16 protein-coding genes are annotated in these 20,891 nt (G+C 40.2%); 9 read left to right on the top strand and 7 right to left on the bottom strand.

Translation table 11 applies throughout. The features are described from left to right. Positions 1-5 precede the first annotated feature (5 nt). On the top strand, positions 6-2,843 hold the full coding sequence (gene rapA, locus F895_RS03535) for an RNA polymerase-associated protein RapA (protein WP_005243380.1): 2,838 nt from the start codon (positions 6-8) through the stop codon (positions 2,841-2,843). Positions 2,844-2,941: 98 nt separating this feature from the next. Here the strand turns inward: rapA and F895_RS03540 are convergent, their stop codons facing one another. Beyond that, entirely contained in the window at positions 2,942-3,754 is an 813-nt protein-coding gene (locus tag F895_RS03540; protein ID WP_005243377.1) for an enoyl-CoA hydratase-related protein, read from the bottom strand. Between the two features lie 424 nt (positions 3,755-4,178). Between F895_RS03540 and F895_RS03545 the strand changes: the two genes are divergently transcribed. Together F895_RS03545 and F895_RS03550 are read left to right on the top strand one after the other, a co-directional pair. After that, a complete protein-coding gene (locus F895_RS03545; protein WP_005243376.1) occupies positions 4,179-5,882 on the top strand; it encodes an AMP-binding protein in 1,704 nt (567 codons plus the stop codon). A gap of 131 nt (positions 5,883-6,013) precedes the next feature. Beyond that, the gene (locus tag F895_RS03550; RefSeq protein WP_005243374.1) at positions 6,014-7,270 is read left to right on the top strand and encodes an OmpP1/FadL family transporter; all 1,257 of its coding nucleotides are present in this window, start codon (positions 6,014-6,016) and stop codon (positions 7,268-7,270) included. 57 nt (positions 7,271-7,327) lie between these two features. Here the strand turns inward: F895_RS03550 and dps are convergent, their stop codons facing one another. The 3 genes from dps to fabR form a co-directional block, all read right to left on the bottom strand. After that, entirely contained in the window at positions 7,328-7,822 is a 495-nt protein-coding gene (dps, locus tag F895_RS03555; protein WP_005243372.1) for a DNA starvation/stationary phase protection protein Dps, read from the bottom strand. A 216-nt stretch (positions 7,823-8,038) separates the two neighbouring features. Continuing rightward, entirely contained in the window at positions 8,039-9,055 is a 1,017-nt protein-coding gene (locus F895_RS03560) for an AI-2E family transporter (protein WP_005243370.1), read from the bottom strand. 90 nt (positions 9,056-9,145) lie between these two features. Next, positions 9,146-9,841: an HTH-type transcriptional repressor FabR gene (gene fabR / locus F895_RS03565; protein ID WP_005243368.1), complete on the bottom strand. Its 696-nt coding sequence runs from the start codon at positions 9,839-9,841 to the stop codon at positions 9,146-9,148. A 140-nt stretch (positions 9,842-9,981) separates the two neighbouring features. On the opposite strand from fabR, the gene F895_RS03570 reads away from it, so the two are divergent. Together F895_RS03570 and F895_RS03575 are read left to right on the top strand one after the other, a co-directional pair. Beyond that, positions 9,982-11,049 (top strand): ferredoxin reductase, encoded by a 1,068-nt coding sequence (locus tag F895_RS03570; protein WP_005243366.1) that lies wholly within the window; start codon positions 9,982-9,984, stop codon positions 11,047-11,049. Positions 11,050-11,063: 14 nt separating this feature from the next. Next, positions 11,064-12,158 (top strand): fatty acid desaturase family protein, encoded by a 1,095-nt coding sequence (locus F895_RS03575; protein ID WP_005243364.1) that lies wholly within the window; start codon positions 11,064-11,066, stop codon positions 12,156-12,158. Between the two features lie 58 nt (positions 12,159-12,216). On the opposite strand, the gene F895_RS03580 is transcribed toward F895_RS03575, so the two are convergent. Beyond that, on the bottom strand, positions 12,217-12,684 hold the full coding sequence (locus tag F895_RS03580; RefSeq protein WP_005243357.1) for a hotdog fold domain-containing protein: 468 nt from the start codon (positions 12,682-12,684) through the stop codon (positions 12,217-12,219). A 111-nt stretch (positions 12,685-12,795) separates the two neighbouring features. On the opposite strand from F895_RS03580, the gene F895_RS03585 reads away from it, so the two are divergent. Then, positions 12,796-13,443, top strand: a complete 648-nt coding sequence (locus F895_RS03585; protein WP_005243356.1) for a TetR/AcrR family transcriptional regulator — start codon at positions 12,796-12,798, stop codon at positions 13,441-13,443. An 83-nt stretch (positions 13,444-13,526) separates the two neighbouring features. On the opposite strand, the gene F895_RS03590 is transcribed toward F895_RS03585, so the two are convergent. Beyond that, the gene (locus tag F895_RS03590; RefSeq protein ID WP_005243355.1) at positions 13,527-14,549 is read right to left on the bottom strand and encodes an AraC family transcriptional regulator; all 1,023 of its coding nucleotides are present in this window, start codon (positions 14,547-14,549) and stop codon (positions 13,527-13,529) included. A gap of 106 nt (positions 14,550-14,655) precedes the next feature. Here F895_RS03590 and F895_RS03595 point away from each other — a divergent pair, with 106 nt between their 5' ends. The 3 genes from F895_RS03595 (at position 14,656) to F895_RS03605 (ending at position 19,881) form a co-directional block, all read left to right on the top strand. Beyond that, on the top strand, positions 14,656-16,899 hold the full coding sequence (locus F895_RS03595) for a fatty acid desaturase (RefSeq protein WP_005243354.1): 2,244 nt from the start codon (positions 14,656-14,658) through the stop codon (positions 16,897-16,899). Positions 16,900-16,941: 42 nt separating this feature from the next. Further along, positions 16,942-17,952: a carbon-nitrogen hydrolase family protein gene (locus F895_RS03600; RefSeq protein ID WP_005243353.1), complete on the top strand. Its 1,011-nt coding sequence runs from the start codon at positions 16,942-16,944 to the stop codon at positions 17,950-17,952. A 93-nt stretch (positions 17,953-18,045) separates the two neighbouring features. Continuing rightward, positions 18,046-19,881, top strand: coding sequence for a long-chain-acyl-CoA synthetase (locus tag F895_RS03605; RefSeq protein ID WP_005243352.1), 1,836 nt, complete (start codon positions 18,046-18,048; stop codon positions 19,879-19,881). A gap of 137 nt (positions 19,882-20,018) precedes the next feature. Here the strand turns inward: F895_RS03605 and F895_RS03610 are convergent, their stop codons facing one another. Then, positions 20,019-20,720, bottom strand: coding sequence for an SIMPL domain-containing protein (locus F895_RS03610; RefSeq protein ID WP_005243350.1), 702 nt, complete (start codon positions 20,718-20,720; stop codon positions 20,019-20,021). Positions 20,721-20,891 lie beyond the last annotated feature (171 nt).

Here is a 20,891-nt window from a genome sequence, read left to right as displayed (position 1 = left end):
TAAAGGTGGAAAAATTGCAGCAGTTTGCTATTGGTCAACGTTGGTTATCAGATACTGAAACTGAACTCGGTTTAGGGGTTCTTATTGATGTAGATGAACGTTCTATCAGCATTTTATTCCCTAAAAGTGATGAAACTCGCGTCTATGCACGCAACAATGCGCCTTTATCTCGCATCATCTTTAATGTAAACGATGAAGTCCAAGACCAAGAAGGCCTTAAGTGGATTGTTGAGTCGATTGAAGATCGTCATGGCGTACTTCGTTATGATGTGGTTCGTACATTGGAAGATGGCGAACAAGAGCGCAAGTCACTGAACGAAACCCGTATCGGTGCACAAATCCAACTGTCAAAACCTTTAGAACGTCTGTTGGCCAGCCAAGTCGATTATAAAGAATGGTATGACCTGCGTATTGAAGCGATGTTGTTGCAAGCACAAATGCATACCAGCCCTTTACGTGGTTTTCTCGGTGCACGTGTGGGCTTGATTTCACATCAGCTTTATATCGCACATGAAGTCGGTAAGCGTTTTGCACCACGTGTCTTGTTAGCGGATGAAGTGGGCCTAGGCAAAACCATTGAAGCAGGTTTGATTATCCACCAACAACTGAAAACAGGACGTTCAGAACGTATCCTGATTTTAGTGCCTGATTCATTGCAGTATCAGTGGATGATTGAAATGCGTCGCCGTTTCAATTTGCAATTCTCGCTATTCGATTTAACCCGCACTGCTTCGATCAAAGAACATGATCCTGAGCTGAATCCATTCCTGACTGAACAATGCATTATTGCCAGTGTCGACCTGATGGTTGACCATGATGACTTGCGTGAGCAAGCCATGGAAGCTGGTTTTGATTTGCTGGTTGTGGATGAAGCGCACCACTTGATGTGGAGTGAGGAAGAGGGCGGTAATGATCGCTATGACCTTGTTGAAGAACTGGCAGAACAGACCGCAGGCGTATTACTGCTCACGGCAACGCCGGAACAGTTAGGGGTTGAAAGCCATTTTGCCCGTCTTCGTTTACTTGATCCGCAACGTTTCAGTAGTCTTGACCGTTTCCTTGATGAGGAAGAGCAATATCAACATACCGCTAAAATTGCTGAAGTGTTGATGTCAGATCAAGCGTTGACAGAAGAGCATCTTGCTGCATTGGATGGCTTATTGGGTCATCGTATTGATGATCAGCCTGAACAGCGTATGCGTGCGATTCACGAATTATTAGACCGTCACGGCACAGGTCGTATCTTGTTTCGTAACACCCGTGAAGCGATTCAAGGCTTCCCTGGTCGTGATTGCCAGCCAGCGCCTTTGCCAGCACCAGAAGACTGGTCATTTGATGGCAAAATGCGCGAGCAAATGTGGCCAGAAGAAGGTCAACTCGATGGTGCATGGATGGAAAATGATCCGCGTGTGCCGTGGTTAATGGAAGTGCTACGCAAAGAGTTAAAACACAAAAAAGTGTTGTTGATCGCGCGTAGCGGCCCTGTAGTTGAAGCACTTGAAAATGTACTGCGTTTACATGCGGGTATTCGTACCGCGATGTTCCATGAAGGCATGAGCTTATTGGAACGTGACCAAGCGGCAGCCTACTTTGCTGAAGATAGCTATGGTGCTCAGATTCTCCTCTGTTCGGAAATTGGTTCGGAAGGTCGTAACTTCCAGTTTGCCAGTGATTTGATCTTATTTGACCTGCCTGCAAACCCGGATGTATTGGAGCAGCGTATTGGTCGTCTGGATCGTATTGGTCAGGAAAACCGGATTCAAATTCATGTGCCCTATCTGATGGGTACAGCACAGGAGCGTATGTTCCGCTGGTATAACGAAGCGCTCAATATTTTCAGCAATATTTCTCCAACTGCACAAACGTTACAAGAGAACTTCATTGTTGAATTGAAGGATTGTTTATTGGCAGATCAAGGCCAGACTTTTGAAGATTTACTGGAAGAAGTCAATGTACAACGTCAAGCCTTGGAAGCAGAACTACAGGCAGGTCGTGACCGTTTGCTCGAGTATAACTCTTGTCGTCCAATCGTGGCGCAGGGGATTGTCCAAGCGCTTGAAGATTATGATGACAATACCACTCTGCCAATGTTTGTGAAGCGTTTCATGTCATCCACCAATATTGACTTTGATGAGCAGAGCAACGGTACAGTGATCATCAAGCCAACGGATCAAATGCAGGTTCAAGGTCTCACTTTGGACGAAGAAGGTATGACAGCAACCTTCTATCGTGATCAGGCACAGATCCGTGAAGATGCGCAATATTTGACTTTGGAACATCCGTTTATTGAAAGTGTGATGGAAATGATCCGTACACAATCATTCGGTAGTACCAATGTGGCTTTGCTGAAATCCAATGCTTTGAAACAAGGTTCAGTTTTACTTGAAGTCTGGTTCAAAGTTGATGTGGTTGCACCAAAGGCATTGAACTTGCCATCAAGTTTACCGAAACAATTGATTCGTGTATTACTCAGTGAAAATGGTCAGGACTTGTCTGCCAAGATCGATCCAAGCATTTTACGTCCATATCTGCATCATCTTGATGGCAATAGCTGTCGCCAAGTGGTGAAAGCACGCCGTGAAGTGATTGAGTCACGTTATGCACAAGCTTTAGAGATTGCAAAAGGATCATTACCAGAGTTAATGCAGCAAGCCAAAGAGCATTACAGCGGCAAATGGCAGTATGAAATTGATCGTTTAAGCTATCTCAAGCAATTTAATCCAAGTATTCGTCAAGATGAAATTGAGCGTTTACAGAAATTCCAGAAAGAGGGCCTAGGTCTCCTAGATGGTCTTTCTGTGACGCCAGAAGCAATTCAAGTTTTGGTTGTTGTTAAACCTTAACACGACGAAATGCAATAAAAAAGCATCTGAAAAATCAGGTGCTTTTTTATTTTCAAGGTTTTTAAATTGATGGGTTTGATTGAGACGCAGTGATTTATTTATGAATAGTTTTTAGGAAATTGTGGAAACTCTAGTGAACGCGTTTGTAAAAAGGAACTCACTGCTGCTAGCGTTTCAGCCGATTTAATCCGTGTTGCTACAATTTCTGCTTCTTGATCGATACATTGAAGAATTTGTTCAATTGGAAATTTAATTTGTTTTTTGATGATTCTAAGTGAGGTTAATGAGAGTTGCCCCATTTTTTGCGCTTGTTGGTGAGCATACGTATAAGCATCTGGAACAATCTGGTTAATCAGCCGAGCTGTGAGTGCCTTCTCAGCATTAAACTTTTCGCCAGTCAGGAGTAATTCCGCGGCAAGATGATAGCCAGCTTGAGGTGTCATAAATAAGCTTGTGGCACCTTCGACAGAGAGACCCAAATTGACAAATGGAAGTTGGAATATAGCATTGTCCTCTGCAAAGACTAAATCACAATGAAACAGTAATGTTACACCAACCCCTATAGTGCATCCTCGAATTGCAGCAATAATTGGTTTTGAGCATTGCGCTAATGCCTTTAAGAAATGAAATGGAGGAAAGATATCTTCATCCAAAGTGGTTGCTTGTGTTTGAGCCAAAGATAAAAAGTAGCTCATATCATTGCCTGCGGTGAAATCCGTTTCATTACCTCGTAGAATAATCACATGTATATCGGTTGCTTCATCTGCATCAATAAATGCTTGAGCGAGTTGTGTATACATTTCACTATTTAATGCATTTTTAGCTTTGGGGCGCAGAATTGAAATAGTTAAAATACCATCGATTAAATCAAAATTTAGATGTGGGGTCTGATTTTTTAAATAATCCAACATTAGGGTATACCTTGTAATTAAAATTATAGAAATTCATTCTTAAATCTAGAATTAAGAATCATTGTTAACGGTTTTGATAGATATTAATGATTTGTATATGCCTATTAATAATGTTTTTTGATTCAGTTTTCAAGGGATCTTAAGTATTGTCCTAATGTGTATATATGTTTGGCATATAATGTTTTTTTGACAAAATTAATGTGTTTTTTTGGAATTTTTTGTCATTTTTATTTATTTTTAAATAATGTTGAATGATTTGAACTTTGTTTTAGACGGTAATTTTTTAATTTATTAAGATGTTTGAAACATAGGTTGAATCATATTGGGTAATTTATGTGATTTTTATTCTCTGAGTGCATTTTTAATTTTGATGGATTTAAAATAAATGCATTTATTTTTATTATTAAGGTGGTAGGGTCTTTTAATGGAAATAAAAACTACGGATGTCATTTTAGATGCTTCATCTACACATATTCATTATTTAGCTCATTGGGAAAAGGAAAAGCCTCATAAAAATTATTTGATACAACCTTTACCTAATGGAAAGGTCGAGCACTACACATGGGCTCAAGTAGCGTACCAAGTGCGTTGTATGGCAACATATATCAATAAATTAGGGCTTGAGCCAAAAAGTAAAATTGCTATTTTTGGAAAAAATAGTGCTCATTGGATCATGGCTGACCTAGCAATCTGGCTGGCAGGGCATATTTCAGTTCCATTATATAGTACCTTCAATAGTGAAGGCATTAAATATGTGTTAGAGCATAGTGAAGCAAAACTTTTATTTATTGGAAAGTTGGATGCCGTAGGAGATAGCTGGAATGAGGTAAAGAATGTAATTTCAAAAAATATGCCATGTATTTTTTTGCCACAAGCACCTGAGTTTGATGGATTAACATGGAAAGAAATAGTTTCTATAACTGATCCTTTGAAACAAATCGATTTTCCTAATGCCAAAGAGGTTGCAACTATTATTTATACTTCGGGTAGTACAGGAAGGCCGAAAGGTGTGATGCAAAGTTTTGAGACTTTACTTTCACCTGTAGAAGAGTTGAAAAATGCATTTGAAATTAATTCAAATGATCGTCTACTTTCACATTTGCCTCTTGCTCATATTGCGGAACGGATATTAGTTCAATCTATTCCAATTGTTAATGCTTGCACTATTTATTTTTCTAATTCTCAAGAGACATTTATTGAAGATTTAAAGCGAGCGAAACCAACGGTTTTTCTTACAGTACCTCGTTTGTGGATTAAATTTCAATCTGGAATTAATCATAAGATTTCCCCATCAATGCAACGTATGGTTTTTAAGTTGCCAATCTTGAGTGGTGTATTAAAGAAAAAATTATTGAGTAAGTTAGGCTTAAATCATATTCGAGTGGCACTTACTGGTTCAGCACCATTACCTGCAAGCGTCATTAAATGGTACCGAAATTTAGGATTGGAACTGCTTGAAATTTATGGGATGACTGAAAACTGTGGTTATTCTCATCTTACAAGGGTTGGACAATATCAGAGTGGTTATGTTGGACATGCGCACTCTAGAGTGGAGTGTAGAATTGATAGTAATGGTGAGATTTTGGTCAAGAGCCCAGGAACCATGTTGGGTTATTACAAGAATTCTGAAAAAACAGCTGAAGATATGACGGAGGATGGCTTTTTTAGGACGGGTGACATGGGATTAATTGATGATACAGGTTGCTTAAAAATTACAGGGCGAGTCAAAGATATTTTTAAAACATCAAAAGGAAAATATGTTAAGCCAGTACCGATTGAACAAAAAATAGCTGCACATGATTTCATTGAATCTGTTTGTGTCGGGGGCTCAAGTCAGCATCAACCCGTGGCATTTATGATGTTAGCTGAAGAGGTTAGAGCTCAGCTGAATCATGGGAATAAACGTGAGGTGATTGAATTAGCAATTAATGAATTAAAAGAAAGTATAAATAAATCCTTAGAGCCTCATGAAAAACTCGGTTTTATGGTTGTGATTGATGAACCGTGGACAATGGAAAACGATTTGTTGACCCCGACCATGAAAATAAAACGGAATAAGATCGAAGAAAAATATGAACCTTATCTTGAATCTTGGGCAAATCAAAAAAGATCCATTGTGTGGGAATAAAAAAATAAGTCATTGCGCTTAAAAAAAGAAATGGATTTTTCCTTTTATTTAGCCATTTTCCACACAGATATAAATATATTTACCCTTTAATTGAATGGAATAACTAAAATTATTTTAATAAAGGAAATGCGATGGTGATGAATTACAGAATAAAGCTGGTCACTCTTACCCTCTGTTTGCCTGTAACTTCTATTTTTGCAGCAGGCTTAGAAAGAACAGCACAACCGATTTCTGCTTTTTTACAGAATCATAACTATTTTGAAGCAGGCTTTTCCGTAGTAGATCCCACAATCTCAGGCAGAGCCAATAATGCAAATGGTGGTGGTGTCATCAGTGATATGGCTGAAAGTTATTATTCGGTCCAGATGGCACTTAAGCTTCAACTGAATCCGCATTTTTCTTTTGGCTTGATTTATGATGAGCCTTTTGGAGCAAATGTTGCCTTTGCAACCTCTGATCCGCATCGAACTGATGAATCTGGGTTATTTTATAGTGGTAGGCAGAATACGAAGGTGGAGGCCAGTGCAAAAAATATTTCGTTTTTGGCTGGTTATCAGCCCGATGAGAATTGGAATTTGTTTTTAGGTGGTGCCTATCAAACGTTTCAAACCAATATACAGGTTCGTGGAACCGCAGGTGGCGGAACTAATGCATTAGGACACTATAATGCAAACTTACAGGAGGGAGGAGCAACAGGATATATCGCAGGTATTTCTTACCAAATTCCACGGAGTGCCTCAAAAGCTACAATAAGCTATCGTTCCCAAATAACCCATCAATTAGCCACAAATGAGTTTGGGCAAAGTAATATTCTAGCAATTGAAGATAACAATCCTGAAGCTGCTTATTTTAATGAGCGATCAAAAACCAAAGTTATTACGCCACAATCTGTGAATCTTGATTTGCAAACTGCATTAGCTCCGCAACTGATCATGTTGAGTTCCATTAGATGGGTGAACTGGAAGCAGTTTTCCTTTAGGCCTGCAAAATTTGGAGATATTTCTGAAGTTTTAGGAAAACAAGGTTTAGCGCCTGATAATCCGAATGGTTTTGATTTATTGACCTATGCGAAAGATCAGCTCTCAGCCTCAATAGGTTTGAGTTATAAGATGAATCAACACTGGTCTGCTAATGGTTCTCTATTATGGGACTCTGGAGCAGGGCATCCAGCCTCTAGTCTAGGGCCAACCAAGGGGTATTGGGGAGCAGGTTTAGGTGTGCAGTATAGCCCCAATAATCAGTACTTCATCGCAGGCGGGATGAAATATCTTAAAGTTGGCGATGCAGATGCTCAAACCGCATCAGTATTTGGAACGTCAAAATCGATTGCAAAATTTGAAAATAACCATCTTTTAGGCTACGGACTAAAAATAGGATATCGTTTTTAAGTTTTAGCAATAAAAAAAGAGGACCATTACAGTCCTCTTGTTTATTTTCAATACTTTTTAGTGATCAATATTGGCTTCCAAGAACCATAAATATTGATCCAGATCCTCGAGTGCTGCATGGATAATATCTTCAGAAATGGGATCTTGAATTTCGTCAATCGTGTCACGTAAATGATTGGCGACCACGCCATAGCGATCAGCCAGTTCTTTTAAATGATCCTGTACGGCATGAATCGTGACGGGATAAGGTTTGAGATGTGAACTTTTAGCAACCGATTGCGTTGTGCCCAGTGCGGTCCCACCGATCTGTACGGCACGTTCGGCGACATTGTCCAAGTGAGTGATGAGTGATGTTCTAAACATATCTAACATTTCATGCACTGCAATAAAGTTGCTCCCCCGCATATTCCAATGTGCTTGCTTGGTTAGCAAGGAAAGATCAATTAAGTTGGCAAGGATTTGATTTAAGATTTTTATGGTGGACTCTTTGATCGAGTCATCTAAATTATTACGTGTATATACTTTTAAAGCTTTTGCTGTTGAAGAATTCATAGTTACCTCATTCAATTCTAATGTGATGAAACATTGTGAATAAAAACCATTCATTACATCACTAGCTTATCGCTTGAATGTGCACTTGAGTGTTTTTGTTGTCTAGGCTTTTGTAAGTTTGCTTATCATCTATTCTCTTTTTGATAATAGCTGTTTTAATTCAGACTCATGGATCATTGCATTCGAAAAAGGGTCTTTTTGCATGTTAAGCATTGCTTAGATCAGCCCCGCATCTTTGCATTCCAATTTGATATAAGCATAGAAAATAGGGGCAACGATTAAACCACTTAATCCAAAAATGGATTCAAAAATCAGCATTGCCAATAACACTTCCCATGCACTGGCATTAATTTTAGTACCAATAATCTTGGCATTGATGAAGTATTCAAGCTTGTGAATAATCACCAGATAGGCAAGAGCGATGGCTGCCACAGACAGCGAAATGGTTAAGCCTGCCATGATGATCAAGGTATTTGAGATCAGGTTACCAATAATAGGAAGTAAGCCAAAAATAAAAGTCAGAATGGTCAGCGTCTTCGCAAAAGGCAAGTGGATATTAAAAATCGGTAAAACGATAAAAACGAAAATGATAAACAGACCAGTATTGATCAGGGAGATCTTTACTTGGGCAAATACCACATTCTTAAATGAAATTGAGAGCTTTTGAATGCGATGCAAAATTGCAGCTTTAAATGCAGGTTGTGGCGCATGTTGTTTAAAATTCTGAATCGATACCAAAATACCGACAATCAGGCCAATGACCATGGTCGCAAGGTTGTGCAGAATATCTGTGCCTGTATTTTTGACAATCGAAATATTATTTTTGATAAAGGATAAAATCTGGTTCTTGATATCGGCAACACTATGCGGTAGATAACCTGGTAAATACTGGCTCATCTCCGTCTGAAACTTAATCAGTGTTTGATCAATTTTAAAGTTAAATGAATTAAGCCCGGTTCCTTTTAGATCATAGATCACAAAACTAATCAGGCTGGTAATAAAGAAACCAAGCAAAACGATAGTGGCTACGCCTAAGATAATACTGATAAAGATTCGTGCCCGTTGTCCATCAATATGCTTCTCAACAATTGAACTTAAGCTATTAATAATTTCAAAGACCAGAAAACCAGCAAAAAAACTCGGTAACAGATGTAAAGGAATGACCATCATTAAAAATAAAGACATCAGAATAAAACTGGCGATGATACTTTGACGGTCATTAAGTAGATTCATGATCTATATGCCTGATTTGAGTTGTTGTTATGCTAAAGGACAAAAGTATGATTTTGATTACATTCGGAGAGTTTAAGCCGATAATTGAGCTTAATCAATTTCCATTTTATCAATATGACGTGCGCCTTCTAGAATCATACGGATCATCACCATGGTCTGTTCAGCGACTTCGGTACGCTGTTCAACAGGCAAATCCAGCACTTTTGCCCCCATATTGAACACCAATTGAGTAATGGCCTTAGCGACAAGATCGGCATGACTGATTTTACTGTTGTTCATTTGTTCTAAACGAATCAGGTCTTCTTGAAGCTCTTGCTGAAAGAAGTTGAGTTGCCGATCAACCGCTGCTTTATATGAGGTTGAGCCCGTATAGCCTTCGCGTAATAACAAACTCAGGTTGCCTTCATCGGTATTCAATTGTTGAATAAACACTTCTACCGAGCTGCGGATAACGCTGTGTTGCTTTGAAGCCTGCAAGCGAGCTTCACGAATAATTCTGCGCAGCACCAAGCCAGATTGATCAATCAAGGCAATAGCCAGTTCATCAATGTCCTTGAAATGGCGATAAAAACTATTGGGTGCAATACCAGCTTCACGTGCAATTTCACGTAAGCTGAGAGAGGCAATACTTTTTTGTGGGCCGATCAGATTCAGTGTGGCCTGAAACAGCTCTTCTTTGGTAATGGTTGCTTTTCTACCTACAGAGCGCACAGGAGATTTCATGGGAATGACATCTTGTTCATTTACGTTGTCATTGCCGAGCGGTAAAAAAGAAGAATGAACCATTGTTTTCAATATATAAGTAAGCTACTCGGGATTATAACGATTGTCTGTGGACTTGTGAAATGTAAATTCTTATACGAGTGTATATACAAATATATATACATATGTATAATAATTAGCAAACAACCAGAGTAAAACTGCTCATGCAAGCAATTGAAAAGAGAAATTCTCTATTTAATTCGTTGGCTCAAAGTGTCATGAATAGCCATGACGCCAATTTTTGGTTACAGAAAATCAATCCATTGTGGTCCATTAATCAGCCTCTTGCCAAAATCGTAGAAAAACAAATTGTGGCAAAAGATACGGTCAGTCTAATGTTGCAATGCAACCGACATGTTATTCGAGGGGTTGCAGGGCAGCATCACCCTGTGACGCTCGAGATTGCAGGGCGTCATTACGAACGGACTTATAGCATGATGCAAGTCGATGCAGATCATCTTTGTTTAACCGTGAAAAAAGTGGATCAAGGTTTGGTGAGTTCATGGTTGGTTGAGCAAAGCCAAGCAGGTGACATTTTACGCTTAGGGCATCCCTACGGCGAGATGCAGCAATCTGTTGTAACCCCTCACTTATTATTGCTGGCTGCAGGAAGTGGTATCACGCCCATGTTGAGTTTGATTGAAGCTTTATGTCAGTCAAAACAATTGAATACTACGACGGTCCAATTGATGTATTGGGTAAAAACTCATGCAGATGCGGCCTATGCTGAATATCTGAAAGAAGTGTCAGAAAATTTTTCAAAATTTAGCGCTCAAATTTTATATACCCAAGAGCAGGACTCACGTTTAAATCAGAGTCATGTTGATCAATTGGTATCTTTAAATGAAACCACCGTGTATGCCTGTGGTCCCTCAGGTTTTGCTGCAACAGCAGAAAGTCTGTTTCAGAATGCTGCCGCACTGCACACAGAAGCATTTAGCTTAAGCCAATTTGAGCAAGAGCAATCCGAGACTGGCTTTATTAACGTTACGTTGACGCAATCCAATAAAACCATTGCCATTCCTAAAGGGCAGTCGATTCTTACAAGCTTGGAACATCAAGGGATCAAGCCGGATCATGGTTGTCGGATGGGCATTTGTAATAAATGTGCATGTAATAAGGTGCAGGGGGCAACCAAGAACTTGTTGAATGGAGCTGTCAATAATGAACCAACGCAGTTATTAAAAATTTGTGTCAATTCAGCCCAGTCTGATCTTGTGATTGATCTATAAGAGAGTCATTGATTATGAACATGCTTGTTAAAAATGAATTTTTTAAAAATCCAAAAAATCGGGATTTAACGACTGCAGAACTAGATGCTTTTGCTCGTGAATTGGATCAAATCAAACAAGAGGTACTGGATGATTTGGGTGAAAAAGACGCTCGGTATATCCGCCGTGTTTATTCTACCATTCGCTATAGCAGTTTGGCTGGACGTGCTTGCCTGTTCTTAGGATGGTTTCCACCAGCATGGTTGTTAGGTACTGGGTTATTAGGCTTTGCCAAAATCATGGAAAACATGGAGTTGGGTCATAATGTCATGCATGGTCAATATGACTGGATGAATGATCCGAAGTTTAACGGTCAAACCTATGAATGGGATACGGTTGGAACGTCAGATAACTGGCGCCAAACCCATAATTATAAACATCATACCTATACCAATGTAAAAGGCATGGATGACGATGTTGGTTATGGTGTATTTCGTTTATTCCCAGAACAGCGTTGGTCGAAATTTACCTTAATTCAGCCTATTTATATTGTGCCTTTTAGTCTGTTATTCCAGTGGGGCGTCGCAATTCAAAACCTTGAATTGGGTAAAGTGCTGTATAAGCGTAAAAGCATGGCTGAATTTAAACGTGAATGGCAGCCTGCACAAAAGAAAATCATGAAACAAGTGTTTAAGGACTATGTATTTTTCCCATTGATTGCAGGCCCAGCAGCACTCCCTGTATTTGCAGGTAACTTGGTGGCGAATGGGATTCGTAATGTTTGGACATTCAGTATTATTTTCTGTGGCCATTTTACCAAGGATGTTGAGGTTTTTCCGAAGTCGATTTTAAAAGATGAAAGCCGCGGACATTGGTATATGCGTCAGATCCGTGGCTCATCTAATCTTACGGGATCAGAAGCTTTCCATATCCTAACTGGGCATTTGAGTCATCAGATTGAACATCATCTATTCCCAGATATTCCTGCACGTCGCTATCGCCAAGTTGCTCCCAAAGTGCAAGCCGTGTGTGAAAAATATGGTCTGCATTATAACAATGCCAGCTTTGTGAAGCAGTTTAGTGAAGTGGTTGGGCGTATTTTTAAATATGCACTGCCTTTTAAAAAGTAAGCCATAAAGCCTTAAAAAAAGCCCTGAATACATTTGCTTCAGGGCTTTTTATTTTATTTTATTTCTTCTTTTTGGAAATCCACATGGTAATGGTGGCATGGAAAACTTTTTCATTGTGCTGATTAAGGACATCGACATTCACCAAGTATTCTCCAGCTTTGTCCCAATCGTAATGGTCATCAACAGGGGTAGCGATTGCAACCAGATCAGATTCGGCCTTCTTTAAATATTCAACGGTCATACCTTTGGGAATCCAGCGATGTGTTGCTGGAACCGTGACTTCAGTCATGGTACCACCTGCCAGTTCGGCCATATTGCACATCGCAATTGCGTGTACCGTACCAATATGATTCAGCACAGAGCGCTTTTTCTTGATGCTGATTTTACAAAAATTGGGTTTTAGTTCTTCAAACAAAGGCGAGATGCTACTGAAATAAGGGGCTTTAACACACAGTAGTCGAGTGAATGTCCACTTTCCTGCAGGTAAGACTGAGACTTTATTCCATAATTCTAAGGTTGAAGCCATGGTTAGATTTCCTTTTGCAGAATTAAATTCTTTTACAGAATATAATTCTGTTTACAAGTCGTGGTCAAGTCATACACAATAGTTCCGACCATTGGTAAATTTGATTGAACTATGCAAACGGCACAGCAGTTATTGGAACGCTTATATCCACAACGTCGATCGTTGCTAAAAAGACAAATTTTGTTAGATGCATTGTCTTGTTTTCTTGAACATGGTTTGGAAACCACCAGTATTGAAATGATTAGGGAAAAATCTGACAGTAGTGTGGGGGCGATTTATCATCATTTTAAGAATAAAGATGGGGTCGTTGCAGCATTGGTATTTGCGGCTTTAGATGATCAGGCACAATTGCGAGATCAATATTTACAACAAGCAAAATCGCTGAAAGAACTGCTCTATGCGCTGATTTATAGTTATACGGATTGGGTCTCTGATCAGCCCAAGTTTGCACAGTTTTTATTACTTGCCCATTATAATGTGCGGCAGGGTGAGTATGGGCAAAGCTTAAATGATAAAAATAAACTCAGGAATCAAAAGATTGCCGGTTATATTTCCAATTATGCAGATGCCAGTTTATTCAAATCAGTACCAACCGAGTTAATGATGTCTTTGGTGATTGGTGCAACAGAAAGCTATTGTCGCGCTTGGTTGTCTGAAAAAGTAGTAACCAATCCTAAAATGTATAGAGAAAGCTTGGCGCAGGCGGCTTGGGATTCCTTACAACATTTAAGCAAAGTTCCATCAGATCAAGAGCATTAGGGGCATAAATGATGACAGCAAATCATTCGAAGCTACACTGTTAAATAGTATCTTGGTTAATCAATATAAATTAAATAATTCATTTAAAGTTGTGATGAGTTAGCTCTAAAATATTTGGGTGAAACGTTCTTCCAGCGTTTAAATGCTCTAGAGAAGGCAGAAGCTTCAGAATAGCCCAACTGTGCGGCAATTTCTTCAATGGTTAATTCTGTTGTGGTAAGTAAATCTTCTGCTAAATCTTCACGAATATTACTCACTAAGCGCTCATAGGTAATGCCTTCACTTGCTAGATGCCGTTGTAACATCCGAACGGTGATTTCAAGCTGTGTTGCTATCTCCTCTATATTAGGCATTTGTGAGGGTTTTAATAACAGGATATTGCGAATTTTTTGGCTAAACTTGCCGATGGTACTTCTACGTATCCAAAGATTTTGACATTCTTTTTCATAATAGGTACGGGTAAAGTGATCGGCTTGAGGCAGAGGTAAATTTAACAGACGGGTCTCAATAATAATGCAACTGCGAGGTTGGTCAAAATTAATGGCATAACCTGTCAGTTCTACAAATCGATCCGCATACACCGGAGTGGGGAGAGCGACATTAATTTCCATGACAGGAAGTGAGAGCGGCAATATATCCTTTTGTAGTGACATGATGGTGGTGTAGTCCCGCTCAGCGAGAAAATAGACCAAATCTTGCGGTAAGCTATCATGATTAAAGGTGATAACAGTATGTTCCCCAACTTTACTGGTTTCGAGTTTGCAAAAAAAAGAACTCAACTGCAAATATCTTAAGGCGAGATGTAAAGCTGCTTCGATGGTTGGGCTACTGAGAATGGCAAACCCCCATGCCCCAAAGGTGGTGGTATGATGTCTTAAACCAGCTTCAACCCCTATAGGGATTTCAGAACCTAATAAATCAATTAAGTTACGTAATACTTGAAATTCTTGCTGAACATTAATTTCATGGTGAATTTTCGATAAATCTTCAAGGGTAATATCACTATTTTTTAGACATTGTGTAACGGTCAAACCATGCGATTGCCCGACGGCAAGTAGTACACGAACAGCATTTATATGGCGTGGAAAATCCCAGTGATGTTGCATATACTTATGTCACGAAATGTCATGTTTTCTATTATAAAGTCATTCTTTTGTGATGCAATCCTTTATATCTTTGACCATGTTGTCAAGTTAGATTGGAAGGTTGCAAATGTTAGCCACACACAACGATGGCTCTAGTAATAATCAAAGTTTAGCCCTTGAGTTAAAGGCTTTATATGATACAACTAAAGCAAAAGTTGGTGATGAAGATTTAGCTCATATCAGAAATGTTGCTGCGTATTCAAAAGCAATTAAAGCGCGTAGTGATAAGCTGATTCAACAAGGTGGAAAACCCAATGCTGTACTGCGAGGCTCAGTATTGGGTGCGTTGCATATCTTATTAGAGTTTTCTGAACTGGGTCATAACATTATGCATGGTAGTTATGACCATTTGCCAAATTGTGGTGAATTCCATTCTGCGCGCTGGGTGTGGGAGATTGTTGCAGATCCGCATGAATGGCGTGTGATGCACCATCAAAATCATCATCCTTTTACCAATATTGTTGGTAAAGACCATGATATAGGCTATTCATTTCTGCGTTTAAAACCTGGTCAGAGTTGGTATGGGCATAATATTATTCAATTTCCATTACTCTGGTCGATAGCTTTAACACCAAGTTATTATTTTACCTTTGTCACGGGAACATCGGCTGCACGTACAGAAGGGCGTCGTGTGTTAAGTAAAGAGACTTTAGCCCAATCGTTTAAACTTATTCAGCAACATGCTTTAAAAAATTTTATAAAAGAACCGCTTTCTGTCTCCCCTAAGCGAGTGTTGCCGACCTTTGCAGGGAATTATGCGAGTACGGTACTGGGCTACTTTCTGACTACCGCAGTTTTATTGCTGGAACATCATGCCCCGAATGTCGAATTATTTAGTGACCCTGGTGATGAGTCGGAAGAGGAATATTTCCGTCGTCAAATTTTAGCAACCAGTAATTTTACGCCGTATGCCGACCTAGATAATTATTTTAAAAAACTGCTTGCGGAAGAAGTGAAGTTTGATCACCCGCCACCATTTGACGTATTTTATGGCGGCTTAAATACTCATCTGGAGCACCATTTATTTCCCGATTTACCCTGTAATCGCCAACGTGAAATTCAACCGCTGGTTAAACAGCTTTGTTTAAAATATGGGCTGCCCTATAACGTGACACCGTTTGAAACGGTTGTTCCTTATATGATTAAAAATATTTTTAAACTCACTTTGCCAACTGGTGAACTTGAACAAGGGAAGCCGACAAAAATTCTAAAAAAACCGATGGAACTGCTGCGTCGCATTGCTTATGGTACTCGCTATAAACAACCCGACAGCATGACCTATTTACAAAAAGCATCGTTTTATAATGTGCCAGTTAAAGTGGTAGCGGCCTATCCACAGGCTGAGGGACAAGCCCTTAAAATACATCTGCAAAAGCCTTTGGGCTGGGATGAGGTGACATGGGAAGCTGGCGCATTTATTTCAGTCCGTGTCGAGGTCGATGGTCAATCGCTTGTTCGCCAATATAGCTTATTAAAAGACAGTATTGATGCTGGGAATAGCCTGGAAATTACCGTTAAACGCGTTGCGGATGGTCGGGTTTCAAACTATATCAATGGCCACATCAAGACCAATTCGACAATGATTGTCGTCGGTACACCGCAATCATCACCCGATTTTATTATGAAAGAAGTGCCACAACAATCATTGTTTTTGGCGGGTGGTGTGGGCATTACCCCGATCATCAGTATGTTGCGTAAAGCACATCGCGAGGCGCCGGATAGTCGAGGGACATTGTTGTACTTCAACCGCAATGAAAGCTCAATTATTTTTGAACATGAACTACGTGAAATTGCTGATGCATCAGGGTTTGACGTACAGTTTATCTGTGATGCGCTCAATTCGGAAGATGCACATCGGGGACAGATGCAGCAGGCTAAATTAAGCCCTGAACTGCTCTCAACACTGGTGCCAGATATCACGCAACGTGAAGTCTATGTTTGTGCCCCGCCAGGATTCATCGCCGCGTCAAAATCCATGCTATTAGACTTGGGTTTGCCTGAAACACAGTTTCATACTGAAAGTTTTACCGCACCGAGTGTAGAGCACCCGACCGATGGCAAAGACCATGTCATTTGGTTTGCGCGAAGTGATGTAGAGATTATTGTCGATGGCGGTACAACTTTACTAGAAGCAGCTCGGCAAGCTGGGGTTCACATTGCCTCAGGCTGTGAAAGAGGACTGTGTCGTGCGTGTGTATGTAACAAACTTGAAGGCTTGACCCACCTCGATGAGCATAAGGCTAGCCCTGATACACGTATTACTACCTGTAACAGCCTGCCACGCTCTGACAGACTGGTTTTGGATGTGTAAGTGTAAGCACATTATGGATAATCGCTTAGATGAGAAAAATGCATGACGAAAATTGCAGTAATTCAGCCATCTTTATTGCTGGGTGAGGTTGATGCGAATCTGAAACGAGTTGAGGCTTTAATTCGCGACGCCAATCGTGAACATGCACCCGAGATTATCGTTGTTCCTGAGGCTTTTACTTCACCTAATGTTTATTCGCCTATCTTGCGAACCACGCCACAGCCAATTGATGGCCGCCCATTTCAATTGATGAGAAATTTGGCAAGAGAACTAGGTGTAGTTCTGGCTGGTGGTTTCCTCTCGATTCGGGGGAAGCATACGTATGGCACTTATCTGTTAGCTGAACCCAATGGGGTCGTGCATCTGCATGACAAGGATATTCCTACGGCCTGGGAGCAAAACTTTTATATTGGTGGCAAAGATAATGGTGTCGTGGAATGCCAAAGCTTAGGTTGCAAAGTTGGCCTTATGTCTGGTTGGGAGTGGGCCCGTATGGGGACAGCTGCCCGTGTGCGCAATGAAAAGGTACAACTGGTGCTTGGTGGTATGTGTTGGTGGTCAATGCCCTTGAATTGGTACGGCCCGCTAGGCCGCCTCTTGAGAGCGGAACATGCGTTGTATCGCGAGCAACAACGTCAATTACCAGGACAAGTGGCTAGGTTGACTGGCGTACCCGTGGCGCATGCTGCGCATGTGGGAAAAATTCAATGCAATACCCCTTTACTGCCTGTAGTCAACTGGCAAACTGAAATGATTGGTGAGTCTCAGATATGTGATTCTTCAGGGAAAATATTAGTAAGACTTGGTTACGATGATGGCGAAGGCCACGTTGCTGCTGATGTTTCTATCGATATGCCAAAACCTATTGATCCCATTCGTGATCAATATTGGATTTTTAAAATAACGCCATTAAGCCAAATCGGATGGCTTGCAACAAATTTACATGGAACTGTTTCTTACCGATTACGCCATCGACTCGGGAGATTTCCTTGGCAATCGTTGAAGTCACATGATTTGCCAAATTTCATAGATTCAGAACATGGTTGTTTATAACAAATCCCGTCATCAGCATCTATATGCATTTCTTTTGAATGATGTCATTTCAGCAAATGGCATTTTACTATCTGTAGAATATCGAGTTAGAACATGAGCAAGACCAATTACATTTCTCTAAACCGTTTTGCCTATCAGCTGCCATTTATTGCTAGGAAGCTGCCAAAAATGTTGCAGGGCTTATTGATTACTCAAAATAGCAATGCCAAGTCCAAGACTGGTTTAGGCTGGGCTGTAGAAAAGGCAGCCAAGAAAAACCCTCAAGGTACGGCAGTGCTTTATCAAGATGTAAAACTGAGCTATCAGGAGTTTAATGCTTGGGCTAATCAGATTGCCAACTATTTTAAGGCACAGGGTTTTCGTAAAGGGGATGTCGTTGCTGTTCTAATGGAAAACCGGCCTGAATTATTGGTTTTGGTTGCGGGTTTGGCCAAAATAGGGGGCGTTGCTGCACTGATTAATACTTCACAAAGTGGTCGAGTACTTGAACACAGTATTAATCTGGTTAAGCCAAGAGCAGCAATTGTTGGGCAGGAAATGTATGAAGTACTGGCTCAGTCACAACACAATATTGAATTGACACAGGCTGCAATCTATTGGGTAGCGGATGCGGATACTCGTATTGACGTGGGTTGTGAACCTGAAAATACACAAAACTTGATGCATTTGATTAGAAATTCTGCAAAACATAACCCTGCTACGACCAATAGTATTTGTGGCAGTGATGGTTTATTTCTGATTTATACTTCGGGGACAACAGGTTTACCAAAGGCTGCGATATTTAATCATGCCCGTTTTATGAAAGCTTATGGTGGTTTCGGATATACCTTGCAACTTGATAAAGACGATATTATTTATGTTACATTGCCGCTTTATCATGCAACGGGGATGGTGGTCTGTTGGGGGGCGGCTTTGGCTGGTTATTCCGGCATTGCGTTGCGGCGTAAGTTTTCGGCTTCTGCGTTCTGGAAAGATATTTCTGCGTTTCAGGCAACTGCTTTTGGTTATGTTGGGGAGTTATGCCGATATTTATTGGAGACACCCCCATCAGCATATGATAGTAATCATCGACTGACTAAAATGATTGGTAATGGTTTACGTCCTAATATCTGGATGGAGTTTAAGCAACGTTTTGGTGTGCAACAGGTGATGGAGTTCTATGCCTCATCTGAGGGAAACATTGGTTTTAGCAATGTTTTCAATTTTGATAATACCATGGGCTTTTCACCTATGCCTTATGCTGTGGTGAAATATGATGAGGTGGCTGGCGAACCGCTACGCAATCAACAAGGCCATTTAATTCGTGTTAAACGTAATGAGACAGGTCTGTTGATTGGTAAAATTACCAAAAGAACCCCTTTTGATGGTTACACAGATGCCAGTAAAAGTCAGAGTTCTATGCTTACAGATGTATTTAAACAGGGTGATTGTTACTTTAATACAGGAGATCTGGTCAAGAATATTGGTTTCCGTCATACGCAATTTGTCGATCGTACCGGGGATACCTTTCGCTGGAAAGGTGAAAATGTCTCAACAACAGAAGTTGAAAATATCATTAGCAGTTTGCCATTTGTGCAAGATGCAGTGGTCTATGGTGTTGAAATCGCGGGGACGAATGGGCGCGCAGGGATGGTCGCAATTACACTCGCAGGCGGATCTGCTATCGACAAGATAAAATTAAGCGTGCTGTTAAACCATTTAAAAGACAATTTGCCGAACTATGCGGTCCCACTTTTTGTTCGTATTCGGCAAAATGTGGAAACGACGGCAACATTTAAATATCAGAAGCATAGTTTAAAACAAGAGGCTTTTAATCCTGAAAAAGTGGGCAATGATAGATTGTTTGTGCTATTGCCCAAAGCTCTCCATTTTTCCCCTATAGATCATGTAATCTATGATGCAATTCATCAGGGTGACTATCGTTTTTAATATTTTTTAGTTATTCAATAAGACTCAACTTTAGAACAACCAATTTATTTCTAATTGGAAGCGTTGGATAAAAATTAAATATTGCTCACGCAATTTTAGAGGGCGTATACGCTACTACGCCCTCGACCCATATTGACTTATTTAAACTGGATTGAACCATTGGCACTGACCGTGATTTTTGATTCACCTGCAGCCATGTCCTGTGCTGGTGCAGCTTCAGCCATTGCAAACTTGGCCATGCCACCACGCATCATTGGTTGCGGGAAATAATTGCTGGTATTCAAGTTTAAACTCACAAGATTATATTGGCCTTTATTCCATGCTTGGGTAATGGCTTGAGCACGTTGTTGGAAGTTTTTCGATGCTTCAATCATGAGTTCATTTTCAACTTTTTTACGCTGTTCATCAGAGACAGTGAAGTTAACCGATTGAGTTTGGAAACTCTGTTGCAACTCGCTGATCAACTGACTTGCTGCTTTAAAGTCTTTGCTTTCCAGCTGGATTTCAGCACGAGCACGCCACTCTTTCAATTTATTGCTGTCATTGTCGTACACCGGGTAGGTACTTTGTGCACCTGTTTCGACTTTAACTTGTGGATATTTACGGGCAATCGCTTGCGCCTGATTCATCAGTTGGTTGATCTGGCTAGAGAGCTCTGCAGGTTGTTTGTTACTTTTCTCAATAAATAATACGGCACGCATTTCATCATTGGCGACTTGGCGTGAGGCATCCGCCTGGATATTAACGATGTTGTAGTTCAAATTCTCAGTCTCGTGAGCAAAAAGGTTTGGGCTTAATGCTGCCCCGATCATTAATGTAGCAAGTGCTAAAGTACGCATAAAAATGTCCTTAGAATTGGGTATCGAAAAATTATTTTTACTCGTTCGATATTAAAAAGAACTGATGGTGAACTTCAGCATATTTTGTGGTGACTTTGTAAGGGATTAGCAGTGTTTTGCAACTAAAAAATAAAACAAAAACTATTATAAATGAAAGGATTATATGTATTG

Source organism: Acinetobacter sp. CIP 64.2, from assembly GCF_000369645.1.
Lineage (GTDB): Bacteria > Pseudomonadota > Gammaproteobacteria > Pseudomonadales > Moraxellaceae > Acinetobacter.
This window is presented reverse-complemented; position numbering and strand designations above follow the sequence as displayed.

Excerpts from the sequence above, each read along its gene's own strand:
- F895_RS03560 (WP_005243370.1), bottom strand. The coding sequence starts at position 9,055 with ATGAATCTACTTAATGACCGTCAAAGTATCATCGCCAGTTTTATTCTG.
- F895_RS03570 (WP_005243366.1), top strand. The coding sequence starts at position 9,982 with ATGCAAGCAATTGAAAAGAGAAATTCTCTATTTAATTCGTTGGCTCAA.
- F895_RS03600 (WP_005243353.1), top strand. The coding sequence starts at position 16,942 with ATGACGAAAATTGCAGTAATTCAGCCATCTTTATTGCTGGGTGAGGTT.
- dps (WP_005243372.1), bottom strand. The coding sequence starts at position 7,822 with ATGAATTCTTCAACAGCAAAAGCTTTAAAAGTATATACACGTAATAAT.
- F895_RS03605 (WP_005243352.1), top strand. The coding sequence starts at position 18,046 with ATGAGCAAGACCAATTACATTTCTCTAAACCGTTTTGCCTATCAGCTG.
- F895_RS03595 (WP_005243354.1), top strand. The coding sequence starts at position 14,656 with ATGTTAGCCACACACAACGATGGCTCTAGTAATAATCAAAGTTTAGCC.
- F895_RS03580 (WP_005243357.1), bottom strand. The coding sequence starts at position 12,684 with ATGGCTTCAACCTTAGAATTATGGAATAAAGTCTCAGTCTTACCTGCA.
- F895_RS03590 (WP_005243355.1), bottom strand. The coding sequence starts at position 14,549 with ATGCAACATCACTGGGATTTTCCACGCCATATAAATGCTGTTCGTGTA.
- F895_RS03610 (WP_005243350.1), bottom strand. The coding sequence starts at position 20,720 with ATGCGTACTTTAGCACTTGCTACATTAATGATCGGGGCAGCATTAAGC.
- F895_RS03585 (WP_005243356.1), top strand. The coding sequence starts at position 12,796 with ATGCAAACGGCACAGCAGTTATTGGAACGCTTATATCCACAACGTCGA.
- F895_RS03545 (WP_005243376.1), top strand. The coding sequence starts at position 4,179 with ATGGAAATAAAAACTACGGATGTCATTTTAGATGCTTCATCTACACAT.
- fabR (WP_005243368.1), bottom strand. The coding sequence starts at position 9,841 with ATGGTTCATTCTTCTTTTTTACCGCTCGGCAATGACAACGTAAATGAA.
- F895_RS03575 (WP_005243364.1), top strand. The coding sequence starts at position 11,064 with ATGAACATGCTTGTTAAAAATGAATTTTTTAAAAATCCAAAAAATCGG.
- F895_RS03540 (WP_005243377.1), bottom strand. The coding sequence starts at position 3,754 with ATGTTGGATTATTTAAAAAATCAGACCCCACATCTAAATTTTGATTTA.
- F895_RS03550 (WP_005243374.1), top strand. The coding sequence starts at position 6,014 with ATGGTGATGAATTACAGAATAAAGCTGGTCACTCTTACCCTCTGTTTG.